The organism is Piscinibacter sp. XHJ-5 (genome assembly GCF_029855045.1).
Taxonomy (GTDB): domain Bacteria; phylum Pseudomonadota; class Gammaproteobacteria; order Burkholderiales; family Burkholderiaceae_C; genus Albitalea.
Map to the genome: position 1 here is coordinate 2969366 of NZ_CP123228.1, position 18375 is coordinate 2987740.

Genomic DNA, 18375 nt, shown 5'->3' on the forward strand with positions numbered 1-18375 from the left:
CCTATCGCCGCACCAGGCCGGCGAATTCGGTGAACACGCGGTCGCCGAACTGGTACAGCCCGCCGCCGAGCAGCGACGCGGTGATGAAGATCGTGATGACGATGGCGAAGAACTTGGCGACGTACTGCAGCGTCTGCTCCTGCAGCTGCGTGGCGGCCTGCACGAAGGCGATCAGCAGACCGACGACGGCCGCGACGATGATGGGCGGCGCCGACAGCAGCAGCACGAACCACAGGGCCTGCTGCGTCAGCTGAAGGATGTCTCCATGATTCATGACGACCCCTCGCATGCTGTTTTCATGGTCGATCACAGATAGGTGAGGATCAGCCCGTGCGTGAGCTTGACCCAGCCGTCGATCAGCACGAACAGCAGCAGCTTGAACGGCATCGACACGGTGGTCGGCGACAGCATCATCATGCCCATCGCCATGAGGATGTTGGAGATCACGAGGTCGATCACCAGGAACGGCAGGAAGATCAGGAACCCGATCTCGAAGGCCACCGACAGCTCGCTCACCGTGAACGCGGGCACCACGACGAGGAAGTCGCGCTCGGTCAGCGTCGCGGCCTGCTCGGGCTTCAGCGACTTGCGTGCCGTCTTCAGGAAGAACGCGCGCTCCACCGGCCGGCTGTGCCGGATCAGGAACTCGCGCAGCGGCTCCTTGGCCGCGTCGGCCGCGCTCAGCATGCTCTTGGTGCTGCTGCCGATGTTGTCGATGCCCTGCAGCTTGCTGCCCATCTCGCTGCCCACCGGGTACATGACGTAGACGCTGAGCACCAGCGCCAGCCCGTTGAGCACGACGTTGGGCGGCACCTGCTGCAGGCCCAGCGCATTGCGCAGCAGGCTCAGCACGACGACGAGCTTGGTGAACGAGGTCACCATCACCGCGACGAACGGCGCGAGCGCCAGGACGATGACCGTCAGCAGCGCCGACGAGGGGGAGAACTGTGTGAGGTCCATGGTGTCGTCAGTCGGCGCGCTCGCCGAACCGGCGCAGCGTGTGGATGGCGAGCGCCCAGCCGTCGCCCCATGGCATCAGCCGGCCCTCGGCCAGGCACAGCGCGGGCTCGCGCGGATCGAAGCCGCACCACAGGCTGGCCTGCGGTCCGGGTTCCGGCAGCGGCTCGTCGTCGCGCCATCCGGTGAGGCGGTCGCCGGGCAGCGTGTGCGGCATGGCGAGCCGCACCTCGCAAGCCACACGCGAGTCGCTGCGCTCGCCGTGAACGGGACCGCCCCCGGGGCGAGCGCGAACCAGACGCGGAACCGACGGCGGAGCGAGCGCCACCGGTGCGCCCAGCCCGGGCTGCACGGGCTCGGTGGCGGCGCGCAGGCGGCCCAGCCACGGCGCGGCCAGCGAGTCGGCCAGCACGATGGCGCCGCCCGGCTCGACCTGCGCCAGCTCGTCCTCGGCGAGATGGAACTGCGCGACCGACAGCACCACCGGCTGCGCGGGCCAGCGCAGCGACGCGGCCAGCTCGGCCGGCGGCGGCGGCAGCGAGCGCAGCAGCGGCCAGGGCATCGACAGCAGGCCCATGGCGCCGGTCGGACCCGCCGACCCTTCGCCGCGGCGCTGCCAGCGCGCGCAGCCGTGCGACGCGCCGGACACACGCTGGCCGGCGGCCGGCAGCCAGCGCCAGTCGAGCGCCTGCGCGCTCCACTGCTGCAGCGGCCCGAGCAGCGCTTCGCAGCGATGCAGCGCGAGGGCCGCGTCGGCGGCGTGGCGCACCGGCGCGCCGATGAAGGCGCACAGGCGCACGGGCCCGAAGGACGTCGCCGCCTCGAACCAGGCGCCGGGATCGAGTGCGGGCGCCGCTTCCTGCGCCGCGATGGGCGCCGCGTGCGGTGCGGCGAGGCCGGAGTGCATGCGCATCGTCACACCTGCTGGCTGACCATCATGCGGGTCAGCTCTGCGACCGAGCGGGCCTGCATCTTCGCCATGCCGCGCGCGCGGTACAGCTCCACCGTCTTGATCGACAGTCCGATGCGGTCGGCGATGTTCTTGTTGTAGATGCCCTGGATGACGAAGCCCAGCACCTGGCGCTCGCGGGGCGTCAGCGAGGCTTCGCGCGTGCGGAAGCGCTCGTGCTCCGGCGACGACTGCGCCGGCGCGGCGGGCTGCGGCGGCGCAGCGGCGGCAGTTGCGGCCGCGCCTTGGCTCGCAAAGGCGCTCTGCAGCGCGGCCTCGAGCGCCTCGTCGTCGAACGGCTTTTCCAGCAGCGTGACGGCGCCTTTGCGCATCGCCTGCACCGCCAGCGGCACATCGGCGTGGCCGCTCATGTAGATGACCGGCAGCTGCGCCCCGCGCGCGAGCAACGCGTCGTGCACGTCGAGACCCGAGAGCTGCGGCATGCGCACGTCGAGCATCAGGCAGGCGTTCTCCCGCCGGTCGCGCCGCGCCAGTGCCTCGATGGCCTCGTGCGGATCGCCCCAGGCGCAGACCTCGAAGCCGGCACCGCTCAGCCAGAAGCAGGTCGACTCGCGGAACTCGGGGTTGTCGTCGAGGATGTAGATGGTCTTGTTCATGAAGCCTCCGGGGGAAAGGGAGGTGGCTGGTGATTCGAGGTGGCCGATGTGTCGCGCCGCCGGATGGTCGGCAGCGTCTTCATTCGGGTACCGCCATCCGCGGCAGGCTGAGATGGAAGGTCGCGCCGCGATCGGCATTGCGGCTGAACCACAGGCGCCCCTGATGCAGCTCGACGAAGGAGCGGCAGATCGACAGGCCGATGCCCATGCCGGAAGGCTTGCTCGACGCGAACGGCACGAACAGCTGGCGCGCCGTCTCGTCGCACAGGCCGCAGCCGTTGTCGCGCACCTGCACCTCGACGTCGGACGCGCGCAGCTCCAGGCGCAGCGCCACCTGGGGCTCTTCGGGCGGATCGGTGCGCAGCGCGTCGAGCGCGTTGCGCACCAGGTTGACGATGACCTGCTGCAGCATCACCTCGTCGCCTCGCACCTGCGCGGGCGCCTCGGGCAGCGACAGCGACAGCCGCGCGCCGCTGCGCTGCACGTCCCAGTCGAGCAGCGCGGCGCTGGACTGCAGCAGCGCGGAGAGGTCGACGCGCGCGTGGCGCGGCTGGCGCGAGTGGGTGAACTCGCGGATGCGGGCGATGACGCGGGCGGCGAACATCACCTGCTCGATGGCGCGGTCGAGGGCCGTCGCTTCGTCGCGGTCCAGGGCCGCGCCGCGCCGCGAGACGCGTGAGCGCAGGCCGCGCAGCAGGTTGGCCGCCGCGCCGATCGGCTGGTTGAGCTCGTGCGCCAGCGTGGTCGCCATCTCGCCGACGGAGATCACCCGCGACGTGAACAGCAGCTGCTCGCGGTCGTCGAGTTGGCGCTGCAGGGCGCGCCCTTTCTCGCGTCGGTCGGCCAGTCGCAGCAGGAGGTCGCCGTCGGCCAGCGTCGCGAGCTGCGCGTCCCATTCGTGCGACTCGCCGAGCAGCAGCTGGCGCGTCCTGCCGTCGCGCGGCCGCGCGTCGTAGGCCTCGCCGAGGCCCGGCAGCGCCTGGGCCAGCGCGTGCAGCGTGGTGCCGGCGCCGAGCGCAGGCTGGAGGACGAGCCAGGCTTCGCTGGTCCAGCGCACCGTGCGGGAGCGACCGTCGATCAGCGCGACGGCATCGCCGAGCGCGCCCAGTGCGCGGGCGTCCGACGCCGGCGTGGCCGCTTGCGCGCTCAGCATGGCTCGCCCTCCAGGGGCGGCACGCGGACGCCGGCCAGCGGCGTCGCGCACACGACCACGTGCACGCTCCACTGCGCGCCCAGCGCCGCCCAGAATCGACGAACCGCGTCGATTCGCAGGCACACCTCGCACCAGTGCAGCGAGCGCGCCAGCACGGGTCCGAGCTGCACCTCGCAAGGCACCGACGCGGTCGAGTCCGGTGCGATCAGCTGGCGGCCGCGCCGCGGATGGTGCTCCTTGACGACCCGCACATGGCACCAGTGCGCGCCGACGGGCGGCAGGGCCCACTGCAGCCGCGCCTCGACGCGAAGTCCGACCAGCGACAGCGCGGCGCCGGGTCGCGGCCACAGCACGAAGGCCCAGGCCGGGCCCGCGGGATCGGCACCCTGCGGGCAGGCCAGCACGACGCAGCGGCCGCGTCGCCATTGCTCGGCGGCGACCACCAGCGCCTGCGCGGGAATGCGTGCCGCCAGCGCGACGCGCAGGGCGCGCGTGAGCGCCTCGCACCAGCCGCCTTCGCCGGCATCCTCGAGCACCAGCTCGCAAGGCTCGGCGGCAGGCGGCGCGTCGTCCTGCGCCTGCTCCTCGGCATGCTCCTGCGTGTCGGGCGCCGCGTCGTCGTCGGAAGGTTGCCGCTCGCAAGTCGGCGCCTGGGGGATCGATGTGCGGGCGTCGGCCCGACCGGGCAGCGGCCAGCCCCAGGCCGGCTCGACCTGCAGGCCGACCAGCGCCGCAGGCACGAGCTGCGATTCGGGCAGCGCAAAGTCGCCGAGACCGGCGGCCGCGGCCGGCACGGCGCCGTCGTGCGAGCGAGTTGCCGCATCGGCGCTGACGGGCGGACGCGCGAGCGTCTGCATGCCGGCCAGCTCCGGACCGTCGTTGCCCGGCGCCGCGGGCAGCGCCTGGGCATCGGCCGGCTGCGGCTCCTGCACCGCGGCATCGGCCCATGCGGACAGGACGGCGTCCAGCGTGGTGCCGGGGACGGCGATCGGCGCGACGTTCATGGGGTCAGGCCTCGCGCAGCGACAACCCGCCGGCGTCCAGCGTGAGCTGATCCGGGTCCAGCCCGAGCAGCTGCCGCAGGTATCGGCGCGCCGCGCGCCGCACGTTCTCCACTGCCGCGGGCCCCTGCAGCACGGCATGCGCGGAGGTCTCGCGGATCAGCACCGCGAGGATGGCCATCTGCTCGAAGTAGAGCTGGCGTTCGCGTGCGCTGGCGCTGGCCCAGGCCGAGCTGAGCGTCGCGACGCCGCCGAGCTGGCGCTCCAGCCGCAGCAGCATCTCCGGCGTGGCGTCGATGCCGTGCAGCGCCTGCAGGTTGGCGGCGACGAAGCACGCGACGGCCGCGCCGACATCGTCGAGGCTGCTGTCGGCCTGCGAGGCGCGCACCACGTGCCGGTAGTGCGCGAGGCAGCGCTCGTAGAGGGCGCGCGCTTCGTGACGGGACTGCGGACCGCCCGGGTGCGATGCGGCCAGGTGCGCCGGCGCGATGGGCACGCGTGCGGGCTCGACGGTCAGCGCGGCGCAATCGCGCGACGCGTCGCCGAGTTCGACGATCGCATCGAGCAGCGCCCGTCGCACCAGCCGCGACATGTCCTGCACGAGCGCCGTGTGCCGGCGATCGTCGTGGGGCGGCGCATGGCGGGCGGAAGATCGGCTCATCGATGGGTCTCCTGGAGGACGGGGGCGGCCGGGCAGCGCATGGGCAGGCCGCGCGATGGGTTGCGAAACTGAAGGCGGGGGTTCAAGCGAAGGAGGTCCGCGGCGGCGCCGGAAACGTGACGAATTGACGCGCTCATGGCATCGCCTCGTCGTCGCCTTCGATGCGTACATGCAGCTGCGTGGCCACGCGCTTGCGCAGTCGCTCGTCCAGGCGCGGCACGTGGCGGCCCAGCAGGCCCGCGTCCAGCCCCGACGACGACAGCGTCAAGGTCCACGGCGCCGGCACGGCGGCCGTCGGCACGGCGGCGCGCGTCGCGCGCATCTCGATCGCGACGCCCAGCGGCTCGTGCAGCGACAGCTGCCAGTCGCTGGCCGTGTCGGTGCGCAGCGGTGCAACATCCGCCGCGCGTGCGGCGGCGAACGCCGCCTGCGCGACCGGTGCGATGTCCAGCAGGGGCCCGCACGGCGGCGGCACCTCGAGGCCGCGGTGCGGCGCCAAAGGCGCCACCGCCATGCCCTCGGGCGCGTGCGGCTGCTCGGCCTCGCGCTGCTCGTCGTCCGCCTCGCCGCGCGCGCCCATCTTGTGGCGCAGGATCCGGTCGAAGCGGTCCGCGTGCTCGCGCTGCCCGGGCGTTTCGGGCGCGTGCGAGGCTTCCTGCGGCCGGGCGGCACGATCCATCGGCGACGGCGGCCGGGCGGCGGTGTTCATCATCGGGCGCTCCTCGCCGGTCCGCCGCCCTGGTCCTCCAGCTCGCGCTCGGCCCGCTGCTCGCGGGCCTGCCGGTGCGCTCGCCGGGAGTCGTGGACCAGGCCGCGCACCGCGTCTTCGCGGGCCAGCGCGCGGGTGAGCTCCGCGCGTGCCTGCTGCAGCCGCTCCTGCGCCTGCTCGAGGTCGTGCTCGTCGTTGACCAGCGCGTACTCCTCGCGCTCCAGGCGCTCGGCCAGATGGTCCTTCTGCGCCCCGGCGACGCCGGCCCAGCGGGGCAGGCGCGGCGCCAGCTGGTGCACGATCGCGCGGCTCAGCGCCTCGATCTCCTGCTGGTGGCGCTCGATGCGGCGCTGGCGCTCGCGCACGGCCTGCGCCGCGCGCTCCACGTCGGCGTGGGCCTGGCCGCAGCGCTCGCGGGCGCGCTCCACGCGCAGCGTGCGCAGCCGCTGCAGCTGCCCGGCCTCGCGCGGATGGGGCAGCACGCGCGTCACGACACGACCTCCTGCAGCCGCGCCAGCGTCTGCGCGAAGTCGGCTGCCTCGTCGGAGCGCTGCTGCAGCAGCGAGCGGATCGCCGGCATGCGCTCGATGGCCGCATCGGCCACGGGATCGCTGCCCGCCTGGTACTCCCCGACGCGCAGCAGGAACTCGACCTCGGCGTGGCGCGCGAGCAGCGTGCGCAGGCGCGCCGCCGCTTCCCGGTGCGCCGGGGCCGCCACCCGCGTGAACACGCGGCTTGCGCTGCCCAGCACATCGATCGCCGGGTAGTGATGGGCTTGCGCCAGTTGCCGCGACAGCACGATGTGGCCGTCGAGGATGGAGCGCACCTCCTCGGCCACCGGGTCGCTGTTGTCCTCGTCCTCGGCGAGCACCGTGTAGAAGGCGGTGATGGAGCCGTGCGCATCGTTGCCGGCGCGCTCGAACAGCCGCGGCAGCTCGGCGAACACCGACGGCGGATAGCCGCGGCGCACCGGCGGCTCCAGCGCCGACAGGCCCAGCTCGCGCAGCCCGCGGGCGAAGCGCGTCACCGAGTCGACCAGCAGCAGCACGCGCCGGCCCTGGGCGCGAAAGCCTTCGGCGATCGCGGTGGCCGCATAGGCGGCGCGCACCCGCTCCAGTGCGGGCCGGTCGGACGTCGACACGACGACCACCGAGCGCGCAAGGCCGTCCTCGCCGAGGCTGTCGTCGAGGAACTCGCGCACTTCGCGGCCGCGCTCCCCGACCAGTGCGATCACGTTGACATCGGCGCGTGCCTGGCGGGCGAGCATGCCCAGCAGCGTCGACTTGCCGCCGCCGGCCATGGCGAAGATGCCGACCCGCTGGCCTTCGCCCACCGTCAGCGTGCTGTCGATCGCGCGCACGCCGGTGGGCAGCGGCGCGTCGACCCCGCGTCGCTGCAGCGGCGAGGGCGCGTCGGCATGCAGCGGCGTGCGGAGCAGGCCGGGCCCGCCGCCGAGCGGGCGGCTGTCGAGCGGGCGTCCGAAGGCATCGATGACGCGGCCCAGCAGCGCCGGCCCGCACGGCACTTCGGCGGCATCGGCCATCGCCTGCACCGCCGCGCCCACGGCCACGCCTTGCAGCGGGCCATAGGGCGCGAGGATCACCTCGGTGCCGGCGAAGCCGATGACTTCGGCGACCAGCGGATCGGCGGCGTCGTCGGCCGCCTGCGGATCGAAGATGCGGCACTGCTGGCCGATGCGCGCGCGCAGCCCCGTGGCCCGCATCACCGTGCCGCCGGCCTGCACGACGCGGCCGTGCTCGACGACGGTGCGGGTGGCGTGCAGCGTGCGCAGCAGCTGCTCGGCGCTCATCGCACGCCCCAGGCGTCGGCCAGCCGAGAAAGCTGCGCGTCGAGTGATGCGTCGACGCTGCCGAGCTCGGTCTCGAGCCGGCAGGTGCCGGGCGGGCACGCCGGATCGCCGCGCACTTCGCAGCGCCAGGCCGGCGCGTCGGCCTCGAGCCGCGCGCGCACCGCCTCGCAGTGATCGGGGTGCACGGTGAGCGACAGCACCTGCACCGGCAGCGTCTCGCGTGCGGCGGTGTCGGCCAGGGCCAGCAGCAGTTCGTCGTCGGCGAAGCGACCGAGCAGCTTGCGCGCCACCTGCAGCGCGAGCTCGGCGACCTGGCCCTGCAGCCGCTCGCGCTGCTGCGCCGAGGCCTGTGCGAGCGCCACCAGCGAGGCGGCCACCTGCTCGCGCGCCTCGCGCCGGCCTTCCTCGCGTCCCTGTGCATGGCCGCGTTGCTGCGACTCGTGCTCCGCCTCGGCCACGCGGCGGGCTTCGTCGCGATGCAGCTGCGACAGCCGCGCCGTGAAGCTCAGCGCTTCCTGCAGCAGCGGCACCTCCGCGGCGCGCAGCACCAGGCGCGTCGAGGCGATGCGCGTGTCGCCGCCCGACTGCCACAACAGATAGCTCATCCCTCGCTCCGCGTCGCCGCCAGCTGGCGGGCCCGCGACACCAGCGCCTGTGCCGTCGACGCGGGCATGGCCAGCGCGGCCGCGGGCGCCATCAGGGCGGCCGCCGCGGCCTGGAGCAGGCCGGGCGGCAGCGACGCCAGCAGCACCCCGGCACCGGCCGCCTGCAGCAGTGCGCCGACCTGCTCGGGCGTGTCGAGCCGCAGCGCATTCGACAGCTGAGGCTCGATCGCCGGCACATCGGGCTGCGCGAGCAGTGCCTGCAGGAAGGTCTCGCCGAGCGCCGCGCGCGCGGCGGCCAGCCGCCGTGCGTCGATCCACAGCCGCAGCGCCGGTGCGCACAGCACCGCGCCGACCTGGCGCGCGAACTGCGTGAGCGCGGCATCGCTCATCGCCAGCCACAGCGGCGCCTGGCCCAGCATGTCCCAGTCGAGTGCCGCCGCCGCGGCGGGCGCCTTGGCGAGCAGCCGCTGCGCCACCGCGGCGCGCAGCTGGCGCCGCTGGCTCGCGGCGTCGGCGCTCGCCAGCGCGCTCATCGCTGTCCGGCCGCGCGACGCAGGGCGGCTTGCAGTTCGTCGGGCAGGCCGCCGCGCGGCACCGGCGGGGCGCCGGCGGCTGGGCGCGACAGCATCACGGTGGCGTCTTCGCGTGCAGCGCTGCGGCGCCGCCACCACAGCATGCCGCCGCCGCCCAGCGCCAGCGTGCCGGCTGCCGCACCCGCGGTCAGCGGCAGGTCGAGCGACGGCCGACGCTGCGCCGTGGCCCCCGGCGCGGCTGCCGACCGGGCTGCGTCGCCGGGCATGCTTTCGGCGGGAAACAGCGCGACGGTGACGTTGTCGTACGGCAATCCCTCGATGCTGTTGACGACCAGCGCCTTGATCTGCGCCGTCTGCGCTGCCAGGTCCTTGTCGGGCCGGTGCTTGATGAACACCGCCGCCGCTGCCGGCTGCAGCTTGTCGGACAGCGGGTTGCGCTCGGGCACCACCAGGTGCACGCGCGCCATCACCACGCCGTCGATCTGCGCGACGGTGTTCGAGATTTCTTGCGACAGCGCGTGCACCAGGCGCGCACGCTCCTCGAGCGGCGACGACACGAAGCCCTCGCGCTTGAAGATCTTGCCCATGCTGTCGAACTGCTCGCGCGGGTAGCCTTGCGCGCTCAGCGTGCGCACCGCGGCGGAGAAGTCGCGGCTCGACGTGAGCACGGAGAAATGTCCCTCGTGGGTCTGCTTCTCGGCCGACAGGCCCGCATTGCGCAGCAGCGCCACCATCTCGTTGGCCTGGCGTTCGGACAGCTGCGAATACAGCTCCTGGCTGGAGCAGCCGGCCAGCACGAGCGCGAGCGCGCACGGCGCGGCGATCGTTTGCAAGGTGCGCAGGATCGTCATGACGGACCTCAGGACTGCTGGCGGAACAGCTGCTGCAGGCCGTCCGAAGTACGGTTGGCGATGTTGGACGTGAGCTGGCAATGGAACATGAATTCCTGGCAGCGCACGGTCAGGTTGACCATCTCTCCCGGTGTCATGTCGCCGCCGGCCTTCACCGCGGCGCGCGCGTCAGCCGACAGGCGCGCCGCTTCGCCGTTGATGTGCTCGAAAGGCTTGAAGAGCTGCTTGGCCGCTTCCGAGGGCGCGCTCACCGGCCGCGCTTCGAGACGCAGGCCGGCGGTGTCCAGCGCACGCTGGAAGCCGCTGAAGTCGGTCAGCGAGACGCCGTAGCCGGCCTGCACCGCACCGCCTGCGGCGGCATGGCCGGCGGCGCCGGCCGACGGCAGGTGGGCGAGCGCGGCCGCCGCGATGTCCATCGTCATGTCCGTCCCCTCGCTGCGCTCACTGCTTGCGGGCCATCGTCTCGAGGGCCGAGCCGACCGACGAGATCGAGGTGTGCGAGCTCTGCGACAGGAAGCTCATCTTCAGCGACTGCGCCGACAGCTCGGTGATCGCCGCTGGCGTGTCGTTGCCGCCGCTGATCACGTCGGACTGCTGCTGGATGATGTCGGCCTGCTTGTCCAGCGTCTGGCCCCAGGCCTGCGCCAGCGCCTCGAACCAGGTGCCGCTGCCTTTCTTCTGCTGCGTCATCGGGGAGGCGGCCATCATGGCCAGGGGGTTCACGTAGTCGCTCATGCGCTTGCTCCTTTGCGGTCGGGGTGGGTTGCAGGTGGGGTCTCAGAAGTTCAAGCTCGTTTGCGATCCGGCGCGCTCCAGCGTCACGCGCTGTGCCTCGATCTGCACGACGCGATGGCCGGTAGGCAGCATCGAGCCGATGAAGTAGCGCGCGCCGTCGGCGGTGACGATGTAGGCGGGCTCGCCCGGCACCAGCGAGGCGATGCGCTTGCCTGGGTCGTCGACGACCGGCGGAGGCGGCGGCGGCGCCGGCTGCGCCTTGTTGACGACGGCCAGCCGGGCCAGTCCGCGCACGTCGCGGCGCACCACTTCGGCGGCGCGCGCCAGCCGGTCGGCATCGCGCTCGGCGGCTTCGGCGACGATGTGCCCGGGCCCGTCGGCTCGAGCCTGCACGGCGATGCCGTTGACGCGGAACACGTCGGTCACGTCGCGGGCGACACCTTCGTCGACATGCACGTTGACCACCGGGTCGAGCTGCCGCGCGGCGAGCCAGGCGTCGAGGCGGCTGCGCTGCGCGAGCGTGTCCAGGCGGCCGCGCAGCTCGGTGCGTCCCTGCGCATCGCGAGTGGTTTCGAGCTGGGCGAACTCGCTGCTGCGCAGGGCGACCGCCAGCGGAGCCGCCTGGGGCGCATCGCGCGGCGCCGTGACGACATGCGCGAGCACCAGGGCACCGGCACTGGCCAGGGCCACGCCGGCCCCGACCGTGGCCAGCCACAGCTCGGCGCGCCGGCGCGGCTTGCGGGGGCGGGTCGCGGCCGCGGCGGCCTGCGGCGCCTCCGTCGGCCGATGCGACGCTGCGGTCGGCCAGTGTTCGTCATCCGCGAGGCCGAAGGCGATGCACGAGCGGCCGATCTGCAGCGGTGCATGCAGCGACCACGCCACCTGCGCGCCGGCGGACAGCAGCTCTTCGCCGAGCCGTGCTTCGCCTTGCAGGACTTCGAGCAGCGCCTGCGGCACGCCGGCGGTGATGCGCACGCGCGCGGCCTGCGCGACGTCGTCGCGCAGCACGATGTCGGCGTCGTCGTCGGCCGCGGCCGACGCCACGATGCGGCCGACGCCGCGTTGCAGCGGCGCACGCGCGCCGAGCTGCGGGCCGTCGAGCACGCGCAGCTCGAGCTCGAGGGCCGGATGGGATGCGGGCATGTCGTTCTCCACGATCAGCGCGCCTTGGGCCGGGTGGGCGCGGCCGGGGCGACGGGCAGCGCAGCGGGCGCGGCGCGCGGGGTCGAGCCGGGCTGCGGCGCATCGAGGTCGAGCACCGTCGACTCGCGCGCCGGCGGCGGATAGGGCGTCGGCGCGGGCGGGGGCGACGGATGCGGGCCGCGCGGCGGCAACTTCGACCACGGCGGGCCGCGCAGGGGCCGCAGCGGCAGGCGGCGCGACGGGAGCCGGGGCAGCCGGCGCCGGCGCCGCGCCGGCGGGTGCAGCTGTCTGCACGGCCGGCGTCGCCGGCGGCGTGCCCGCCCGCACCGGGGAGCCCGTCGCCGGCCGCGTCGACGCGAGCCGCGGCGTGATCAGGAACATCCGCTCGATGCGCGACGTGGTGTTGGTGCGGTTCTTGAACAGGTTGCCGACGACCGGCACGTCGCCCAGGCCGGGCACCTTGTCGACGCTGGACGAGGTGGCGTCGCGCACCAGGCCGCCGATCAGCAGGCTCTCGCCCTCGACGATCAGCGCCTGCGTGTTGATGGTGGAGCGCTCGACGACCGGGATCTGGTCGACCTGCCGGCCGGTGAGCGAGCCGTCCTCCACCTGCACCAGCAGCTTGATGCGCGTGCGGTCGCTGTCGCGGAACACGTGCGGCATCACGCGCAGCGAGGTGCCGGCGCTGACGTTGAAGAGATCGACCTCGTCGCGGCCGGCCACCCGCACGTAGAACGTGGAGCTGTTGTCGAACACGGCCTCGACGTTGGACAGCGTCACCACCTGCGGGCTGGACACCACGCGCGCCGCGCCTTCGGCCTGCAGCGCGTTGATGCGGGCGATGAACTGGCCCACCGAGCCCAGCACCGCCGAGGCGATGCCGCCGCGCAGGTTGAGCGGCGCATCGACGTTGCCGAAGGATGCGCTGCGGCCGTCGTTGTTCCAGCGCCAGTTGATCCCCAGCTCGCGCAGGCGGTCGGTGTTGACGTCGATGATGGTCGCCTCGATCTCCAGCGACTGGGGCTCGACGTCGAGCGCGGCGATGAGCTGCTCGTAGCGCGGCAGCCGCTCGGACACGTCACGCACGATGATCGCGTTGAGGCGCGGATCGGACTCGATGCGCGGCTGGCGCGGGTCGTTGGCCGCCGCGGCGGCCTGCTGCGAGGCCGCCTGCCCCGCGTCGGCCTGCGCGGCGCTCGCCAGCGCCGTGACCAGCGCATCGACCGCGCCGCCGGTGCGCGGCGCGACATCGGCCGGGATGTCCTTGCCGGCGGCGGTGCGCTTGGCCAGGCCCTGGCCGCGAAGATGCGGCTGGGTGGCCGGCAGCGCCACGTCCTGCCCCAGCGCGCCGCCGCCGCGCATGCCGACGAGCGAGCGCAGGATGGAGGCGACGCCGGGCACGACGACCTCGCGTCCGCCCATGCGCACCGTGGTGTCCTGCGCCCAGGCGTAGCGCAGGTAGAACACGCGGAAGTCCATCTGCCCGCTCGGCAGCGCCGGCACCGCCTGGGCCACCTGGCCGGCGCGCAGCAGCTCGTCGACCTGCTCGATGAAGCGGCGCGTGCCGGCCGCCACCACGTTGCCTTCGCCCGTGGTGCGCAGCGTGTTGCGCGTGTCGGTGAGGCGCAGCTCCGCCGCCTCGCGCAGCATGCGCGAGGACACCGGCGCCGCGACGGCATAGGTGCGCGTCACCAGCTCGGCCGCGGGCACCACGTGCATCACCGCGCCGTCGTAGTAGCCGACGACGTTGTAGACACGGCTCACGTCGCGCAGCACGCGCTCGGCCGGCCCGGAGAAGGTGCCGTTGACCGAGCCGCCGAGATTGGGGCTCACCGCGGCCGGCACGTCGATGGCGGCGAACAGGTCCTGCAGGAAGGCGGCGATCGGCTGCTCGCGGGCGGTGATGGACACCGGCCGCGCGGCGTTGGGCATGGGAGCGGCGTGGACCGCGCCGACCAGCAGCAACGCCAGCAGCGCGACGCCGCGCGCGATGCGCAGCCGCCAACAGGAACCGGACAGGGCGGACATCACGCGGCCTCCAGCATCGGCGCGCCGGGAACGGACACGCGGTCGAGCACGTCGAGCTGCAGCGTGGGCATCAACTCGTGATAGGACAGCACCGGCGTGTCGAAGCACTCCGGCTCGATCAGCTTGCGCACATGCCAGCGCACGTCGATGGCGGTGACGACGGCCGCGGCACGGTGACGCGCCACGGCGGACGCCAGCGCCTCGCTGACGCGGCGCGCGGTGTCGGGCTCCAGCGCCAGCTGGGCCACGCCGCCGCTCACGCGCACCGCCTGGCGCAGCATGTCCTCGAGCGCCGGCTCCAGCATCACCGCGGCCAGCCGGCCCTGCGGCGCGGCCTGGTGGCTGATCTGGCGGCGCAGCGCGATTCGCGCGTACTCGGTCAGCGCATGCGCATCCTTGTCGCGCTGGCCGGCCTCGGACAGCGCCTCGAGGATGTCGCGCAGGTTGCGGATGGACACCGCCTCGCCCACCAGGCGGCGCAGCACGTCGGCCACGCGCTGCAGCGGCAACGCGCGCAGCACTTCCTTGACCACGTCGGGCACGTCGGCCGATGCGCGGGTCAGCAGGTGAGTGGTGTCCTGGATGCCGAGGAACAGGGGCGCATGGCGGCGCAGCGCCTGCCGCACCGGCTCGGCGAGCTCGGTGTGCGGCGACTGCCGCGGCATGTCGCCGCCGGCGATCGGCACCTCGAAGGCGAGCAGCTCCCAGCGTGCGCTGCCGCGCGTGTCGCCGTCGGCGATGCCGTGCACGTTGATGCGCGGCAGCGACAGGCCGAGGCCGAGCTGGAACTCGTCGAGCAGGTCTTCGAGCGAGCGCGTCAGCAAGGGCGCCCGCTGGTCGGCCAGCAGCGGCGCCGGCACGCGCAGCAGCAGCGGCACCGACGGACGCGGCTGCGGCAATGCGGTGGCGATGACCTGCGGCACGGCGTCCAGCCGCTTGACGAGGCTGCGCACGGCCGGATGGCGCAGCTGCTTGAGCCGCTCGCGCCAGGCGGGCGTGAGCAGCACGCCGCAGGAGATGGCCACCAGCGCCAGCGCGATGAAGACCAGCGACGGAAAGCCAGGCACCAGCGCCATCAGGACGCACACGCCGCCGGCGACCAGCAGCACGCGCGGCTTGGCGGTGATCTGCTTGCGGATCGCGTCGCCCAGGTGGCGGTCGTCGTCGTCGGTGGTGCGCGTGACCAGCATGCCGGCGGCCATCGCGCCGAGCAGCGCCGGGATCTGCGCCACCATGCCCTCGCCGATGGTGAGGATGGAGTACTTGGACATCGCCGCGCCGATGGCGAGGTCCTGCTGCATGACACCGATGGCCAGCCCGCCCAGCAGGTTGATGACGATGATGATGATGCCGGCGATGGCGTCGCCCTTGACGAACTTCATCGCGCCGTCGAGGCTGCCGTGCAGCTTGCTCTCCATCTCGAGCGTGCGGCGGCGGCGCTTGGCCTCGTCCTTGTCGATGAGGCCGGAGCGCAGGTCGGAGTCGATCGACAGCTGCTTGCCGGGCATCGCGTCGAGCGAGAAGCGCGCCGCCACCTCGGCCACGCGCTCGGCGCCCTTGGCGATCACGATGAACTGCACCACGGTGATGATGAGGAACACCACCAGGCCGACGACGAGGTTGCCGCCGGCGACGACCTTGCCGAAGGTGTCGATGATGTCGCCCGCGTGGCCCTGCAGCAGGATCATGCGCGTGGTGGCGATCGACAGCGACAGGCGGAACAGCGTGGTCATCAGCAGCACGCTGGGGAACACCGAGAACTCCAGCGGCGAAGCGATGTAGAGCGCGAGCAGCAGCAGCAGCAGCCCCGACGCGATGTTGGCCGCGACCAGCATGTCGATGAGCCAGATCGGCAGCGGCAGCACCATCATCGCGACGATGGCGACGACGGCGCCCACCAGCAGCAGGTCGCTGTAGCGGGAGACCACGCTCTCGCGCATCGACGACGCAGAGCGGAAGTAGCTCGACATCGTCATGACCGACTCCCTCGCGCGACGATGCGTCCCGACGCGGACACGCTGAACTCCGACGTGAGACGCCGGTACACGGCGAGCACGTCGCGCACATAGGCCTGCGTCTCGGGGTAGGGCGGCACGTTGCCGCCGTGCTTGGCGACCGCGCCTTCGCCGGCGTTGTAGGCCGCGAGCACCAGCCGCAGGTCGTCGCCGTAGCGACTGCGCAGGGTGCGCAGGTAGGCAGCGGCGGCGCGCGCGTTGGTGGCGGCGTCGAACAGCTGCCGCTCGGGTTGATCGACGCCGAAGCGCTTCGCGGTGGCGGGCATCACCTGCATGACGCCGCGCGCCCCGGCCGGCGACACCGCACGGGCGTTGTGGCGCGACTCGACATGCGCCACCGCGTGGAGCAGCAGCGGATCGATGTCGTGCTCCTGGGCCGCGTTGATCAGTGCGGGCGCGAGCGAGAGCACGCGGGCGGCGTCGCCTGTGAGCGGTGCCGCGGGGGCAGCCGGTGCGCTCGCGGCGGCATCGGGCGCGGGGCTCGACGGCATCGCGACGGCGACCGGGGCACCGCGCTCGTAGAGGCCCAGCTGCGCCGCGCGGTGCACCTGCGCCGGCTCGGCGAGCACGTCGCACTGCTGTGCGATGAGCTTGAACTTCTCGGCGCTGGCCGCTGCGGCGGAAGCCGCCAGGGCCGCGGACAGCGGCGCCATGCAGGGCTGCGCCGGCAGCAGCGGCGAGGCGGCGAGCAGCGCCGCCGCAGCGGCGAGTCGGCAGGCGGCGCGGCCGCGTCGGTGCGTCGCGCGCGGCACCGCGAATCGATTCGGTTCACAGTCGTCGGCAGGCAGTTTCATCGTGAGGAGGACTATGGGCGAGCGACTCCCCCGCACACATCCCTCTGTCCCGCACGGCCCCCCCTTTCAACTAGGGAGGCCGTCCGCGGCGCCGTGCAACAGCGCACACACTACGTGTTCGTCCTGATTCCAACCCCTCTCGCAACACCATGGCCGACAAGAACGACGGCGGCGACAAGACCGAGAAACCGACACCGAAACGACTGCAGGATGCGCGCAAGAAAGGCGACGTCCCGAAGAGCAAGGAAGTCACCTCCACCGTGGGCCTCGTCGTGTGGCTGGGCGTCGGCGCGCTGGCGGTGGCGTACGCGCCGTCGCGCATGGCGCAGCTGTTCGACTCGCTGTTCGCCACCATTGCGCAGGGCTGGTCCGTCACCGGCTATGCCGGCGCGGTGCGCGCCATCGGCGGCCAGGCGGCCGAGCTCGCGCTGCTGCTGGTGGCGATGCTGCTCGTGCCGGCCGCGGCCGTCGGGCTGCTCACCGATTTCCTGCAGGCCGGACCGGTGCTCACCTTCGAGAAGGTCAAGCCCAAGCTGGACCAGATGAACCCGGTCGAGGGCGTGAAGCGCATGTTCTCGATGGACAACGTCATCGAGGTGGTGAAGGCGCTGGCCAAGACCGCGCTGCTGTTCCTGATCGGCTGGCTGGTGGTGCGCGCGGCGCTGCCGCAGATCGTCGGGCTGGCGCGCGCACCCACGCTGCCCCCGCAGGCCGTGGGCGCGATGGTGTGGGACCTCACGGTGCAGGCGCTCGCGTGGACGGTGGCGGTGTTCGCGATGGTGTCGCTGCTCGACGCCGCCTACCAGCGCTACTCGTTCACGAAGAAGATGCGCATGAGCCTGCGCGACATCAAGCAGGAGATGAAGGAGAGCGAAGGCGATCCGCACATCAAGGCGCAGCGGCGCCAGGCGCACCAGGAGTGGTCGCAGAGCAATGCCGCTCAGGCGGCGCGCGGGGCGAACGTGCTGGTGGTCAATCCGACGCACGTGGCCATTGCCATCGACTACGACCGCGAGACCACGCCGGTGCCGACCATCGCCTTCAAGGGCGAGGACCACGTGGCGCGCGCGATGCGCGAGGCGGCCGAGGAGGCCGGCGTGCCCATCGTGCGCAACGTGCCGCTGGCGCGCGACCTGCTCGCGCGCGGCGAGATCGGGGAGATCGTGCCGGCCGACCTGTTCGAGATCATCGCCGAGGTGATCCTGTGGGCGCGCGAGGTGCGGCAACATGTCGACGCGCAGCGCGCCGCCGATCCCGACGCGCCACCACTGCCGCCGCGGCGCATCGCCGCGCCGGGCGAAGACCTCACACGCTATCCGGACCCGCCATGGAATCCTTCATCCTGAGCTTCGCCAGCATGCTGCTGGCTCTGGTCATCGTCCTCGCGCTCGCGTGGGTCGTGCTGCGGCTGCTGCGCGCGCGCATGCAGCCGCGCTCGGCCGGCGGCGGCGCCTCCGACGACCTGCTGCGCTTCGTGCGCGCGCTGCCCGTCGGCGCCAAGGAGCGCGTGGTCATCGTCGAGCACCGCGGCGAGCGCTGGATGCTGGGCGTCACCGCCGGGGGCATCAGCACCATCGCCCACTGGCCTGCGTCGCGCGACGAGCGCGATGAGGGTCGCTCCTAGCTGCGGCCGGACCTAGCTGCCGAACGTACCGACTGTCGCGAAGCGCCTGCGTCACCTTTAATTCATCCGGTCAGCGACGCGATCCGCACACAGCGAGTCGGCGTCGCGGGCATCCACATCCGACGGCAAGCACGCCGGCGGGACACGCAGGAACCCCGGGGCACGCCAAACATTCGTCGCAGGCCCCAGA

20 protein-coding genes are annotated in these 18375 nt (G+C 73.1%); 2 read left to right on the forward strand and 18 right to left on the reverse strand.

The genetic code is table 11. The features are described 5' to 3' along the window. Window position 1 precedes the first annotated feature (1 nt). From sctS to P7V53_RS14060, 18 genes are all read right to left on the reverse strand, one after another. Window positions 2-274, reverse strand: a complete 273-nt coding sequence (sctS, locus tag P7V53_RS13975) for a type III secretion system export apparatus subunit SctS (protein WP_280156078.1) — start codon at window positions 272-274, stop codon at window positions 2-4. Between the two features lie 32 nt (window positions 275-306). Then, window positions 307-960, reverse strand: a complete 654-nt coding sequence (gene sctR / locus P7V53_RS13980) for a type III secretion system export apparatus subunit SctR (RefSeq protein WP_280156079.1) — start codon at window positions 958-960, stop codon at window positions 307-309. Window positions 961-967: 7 nt separating this feature from the next. Further along, entirely contained in the window at window positions 968-1870 is a 903-nt protein-coding gene (locus tag P7V53_RS13985) for a hypothetical protein (RefSeq protein ID WP_280156080.1), read from the reverse strand. Between the two features lie 2 nt (window positions 1871-1872). Further along, window positions 1873-2523: a response regulator gene (locus P7V53_RS13990; RefSeq protein ID WP_280156081.1), complete on the reverse strand. Its 651-nt coding sequence runs from the start codon at window positions 2521-2523 to the stop codon at window positions 1873-1875. Between the two features lie 79 nt (window positions 2524-2602). Beyond that, window positions 2603-3676: a sensor histidine kinase gene (locus P7V53_RS13995; RefSeq protein ID WP_280156082.1), complete on the reverse strand. Its 1074-nt coding sequence runs from the start codon at window positions 3674-3676 to the stop codon at window positions 2603-2605. Next, entirely contained in the window at window positions 3670-4680 is a 1011-nt protein-coding gene (locus tag P7V53_RS14000; protein WP_280156083.1) for a hypothetical protein, read from the reverse strand. Before P7V53_RS14000 ends, P7V53_RS13995 begins: the two co-directional genes overlap by 7 nt. A 4-nt stretch (window positions 4681-4684) precedes the next feature. Next, complete coding sequence (locus tag P7V53_RS14005) at window positions 4685-5338, reverse strand: DUF6683 family protein (protein WP_280156084.1); 654 nt, start codon at window positions 5336-5338, stop codon at window positions 4685-4687. 133 nt (window positions 5339-5471) lie between these two features. Beyond that, window positions 5472-6050, reverse strand: coding sequence for a hypothetical protein (locus tag P7V53_RS14010; protein ID WP_280156085.1), 579 nt, complete (start codon window positions 6048-6050; stop codon window positions 5472-5474). Further along, the gene (locus P7V53_RS14015) at window positions 6047-6538 is read right to left on the reverse strand and encodes a hypothetical protein (protein WP_280156086.1); all 492 of its coding nucleotides are present in this window, start codon (window positions 6536-6538) and stop codon (window positions 6047-6049) included. Before P7V53_RS14015 ends, P7V53_RS14010 begins: the two co-directional genes overlap by 4 nt. Next, complete coding sequence (locus P7V53_RS14020) at window positions 6535-7857, reverse strand: FliI/YscN family ATPase (protein WP_280156087.1); 1323 nt, start codon at window positions 7855-7857, stop codon at window positions 6535-6537. The genes P7V53_RS14015 and P7V53_RS14020 overlap by 4 nt, the downstream gene beginning before the upstream one ends. Continuing rightward, window positions 7854-8462 carry a type III secretion system stator protein SctL gene (gene sctL / locus P7V53_RS14025; protein ID WP_280156088.1) on the reverse strand — a complete coding sequence of 203 codons (609 nt, stop codon included), beginning with the start codon at window positions 8460-8462 and terminating at the stop codon, window positions 7854-7856. The genes P7V53_RS14020 and sctL overlap by 4 nt, the downstream gene beginning before the upstream one ends. Continuing rightward, entirely contained in the window at window positions 8459-8995 is a 537-nt protein-coding gene (locus P7V53_RS14030) for a hypothetical protein (protein WP_280156089.1), read from the reverse strand. The genes sctL and P7V53_RS14030 overlap by 4 nt, the downstream gene beginning before the upstream one ends. Next, window positions 8992-9846: a type III secretion inner membrane ring lipoprotein SctJ gene (sctJ, locus tag P7V53_RS14035; RefSeq protein ID WP_280156090.1), complete on the reverse strand. Its 855-nt coding sequence runs from the start codon at window positions 9844-9846 to the stop codon at window positions 8992-8994. The genes P7V53_RS14030 and sctJ overlap by 4 nt, the downstream gene beginning before the upstream one ends. Before the next feature lie 8 nt (window positions 9847-9854). After that, window positions 9855-10268 (reverse strand): hypothetical protein, encoded by a 414-nt coding sequence (locus P7V53_RS14040; RefSeq protein WP_280156091.1) that lies wholly within the window; start codon window positions 10266-10268, stop codon window positions 9855-9857. Between the two features lie 19 nt (window positions 10269-10287). Further along, window positions 10288-10581: a hypothetical protein gene (locus P7V53_RS14045; RefSeq protein ID WP_280156092.1), complete on the reverse strand. Its 294-nt coding sequence runs from the start codon at window positions 10579-10581 to the stop codon at window positions 10288-10290. A 42-nt stretch (window positions 10582-10623) separates the two neighbouring features. Then, window positions 10624-13752, reverse strand: coding sequence for a type III secretion system outer membrane ring subunit SctC (sctC, locus tag P7V53_RS14050; RefSeq protein WP_280156093.1), 3129 nt, complete (start codon window positions 13750-13752; stop codon window positions 10624-10626). Beyond that, window positions 13752-15728, reverse strand: coding sequence for a flagellar biosynthesis protein FlhA (locus tag P7V53_RS14055; RefSeq protein ID WP_280156094.1), 1977 nt, complete (start codon window positions 15726-15728; stop codon window positions 13752-13754). The genes sctC and P7V53_RS14055 overlap by 1 nt, the downstream gene beginning before the upstream one ends. Continuing rightward, the gene (locus P7V53_RS14060) at window positions 15725-16561 is read right to left on the reverse strand and encodes a lytic transglycosylase domain-containing protein (RefSeq protein ID WP_280156095.1); all 837 of its coding nucleotides are present in this window, start codon (window positions 16559-16561) and stop codon (window positions 15725-15727) included. Before P7V53_RS14060 ends, P7V53_RS14055 begins: the two co-directional genes overlap by 4 nt. Window positions 16562-16710: 149 nt before the next feature. On the opposite strand from P7V53_RS14060, the gene sctU reads away from it, so the two are divergent. Both sctU and P7V53_RS14070 read left to right on the forward strand, forming a co-directional pair. After that, window positions 16711-17907: a type III secretion system export apparatus subunit SctU gene (sctU, locus tag P7V53_RS14065; RefSeq protein ID WP_280156096.1), complete on the forward strand. Its 1197-nt coding sequence runs from the start codon at window positions 16711-16713 to the stop codon at window positions 17905-17907. After that, on the forward strand, window positions 17889-18185 hold the full coding sequence (locus P7V53_RS14070) for a flagellar biosynthetic protein FliO (RefSeq protein ID WP_280156097.1): 297 nt from the start codon (window positions 17889-17891) through the stop codon (window positions 18183-18185). Before sctU ends, P7V53_RS14070 begins: the two co-directional genes overlap by 19 nt. The last annotated feature ends 190 nt before the right edge of the window (window positions 18186-18375 follow it).

Coding starts and splice junctions, on each gene's coding strand:
- sctL (WP_280156088.1), bottom strand. CDS start 8,462: ATGAGCTATCTGTTGTGGCAGTCGGGCGGCGACACGCGCATCGCCTCG.
- P7V53_RS14030 (WP_280156089.1), bottom strand. CDS start 8,995: ATGAGCGCGCTGGCGAGCGCCGACGCCGCGAGCCAGCGGCGCCAGCTG.
- P7V53_RS14040 (WP_280156091.1), bottom strand. CDS start 10,268: ATGACGATGGACATCGCGGCGGCCGCGCTCGCCCACCTGCCGTCGGCC.
- P7V53_RS13985 (WP_280156080.1), bottom strand. CDS start 1,870: ATGCGCATGCACTCCGGCCTCGCCGCACCGCACGCGGCGCCCATCGCG.
- P7V53_RS14055 (WP_280156094.1), bottom strand. CDS start 15,728: ATGACGATGTCGAGCTACTTCCGCTCTGCGTCGTCGATGCGCGAGAGC.
- sctS (WP_280156078.1), bottom strand. CDS start 274: ATGAATCATGGAGACATCCTTCAGCTGACGCAGCAGGCCCTGTGGTTC.
- P7V53_RS13995 (WP_280156082.1), bottom strand. CDS start 3,676: ATGCTGAGCGCGCAAGCGGCCACGCCGGCGTCGGACGCCCGCGCACTG.
- sctJ (WP_280156090.1), bottom strand. CDS start 9,846: ATGACGATCCTGCGCACCTTGCAAACGATCGCCGCGCCGTGCGCGCTC.
- sctU (WP_280156096.1), top strand. CDS start 16,711: ATGGCCGACAAGAACGACGGCGGCGACAAGACCGAGAAACCGACACCG.
- P7V53_RS14010 (WP_280156085.1), bottom strand. CDS start 6,050: ATGATGAACACCGCCGCCCGGCCGCCGTCGCCGATGGATCGTGCCGCC.
- sctC (WP_280156093.1), bottom strand. CDS start 13,752: ATGTCCGCCCTGTCCGGTTCCTGTTGGCGGCTGCGCATCGCGCGCGGC.
- P7V53_RS14045 (WP_280156092.1), bottom strand. CDS start 10,581: ATGAGCGACTACGTGAACCCCCTGGCCATGATGGCCGCCTCCCCGATG.
- P7V53_RS14070 (WP_280156097.1), top strand. CDS start 17,889: ATGGAATCCTTCATCCTGAGCTTCGCCAGCATGCTGCTGGCTCTGGTC.
- P7V53_RS14020 (WP_280156087.1), bottom strand. CDS start 7,857: ATGAGCGCCGAGCAGCTGCTGCGCACGCTGCACGCCACCCGCACCGTC.
- P7V53_RS13990 (WP_280156081.1), bottom strand. CDS start 2,523: ATGAACAAGACCATCTACATCCTCGACGACAACCCCGAGTTCCGCGAG.
- sctR (WP_280156079.1), bottom strand. CDS start 960: ATGGACCTCACACAGTTCTCCCCCTCGTCGGCGCTGCTGACGGTCATC.
- P7V53_RS14005 (WP_280156084.1), bottom strand. CDS start 5,338: ATGAGCCGATCTTCCGCCCGCCATGCGCCGCCCCACGACGATCGCCGG.
- P7V53_RS14000 (WP_280156083.1), bottom strand. CDS start 4,680: ATGAACGTCGCGCCGATCGCCGTCCCCGGCACCACGCTGGACGCCGTC.
- P7V53_RS14060 (WP_280156095.1), bottom strand. CDS start 16,561: ATGAAACTGCCTGCCGACGACTGTGAACCGAATCGATTCGCGGTGCCG.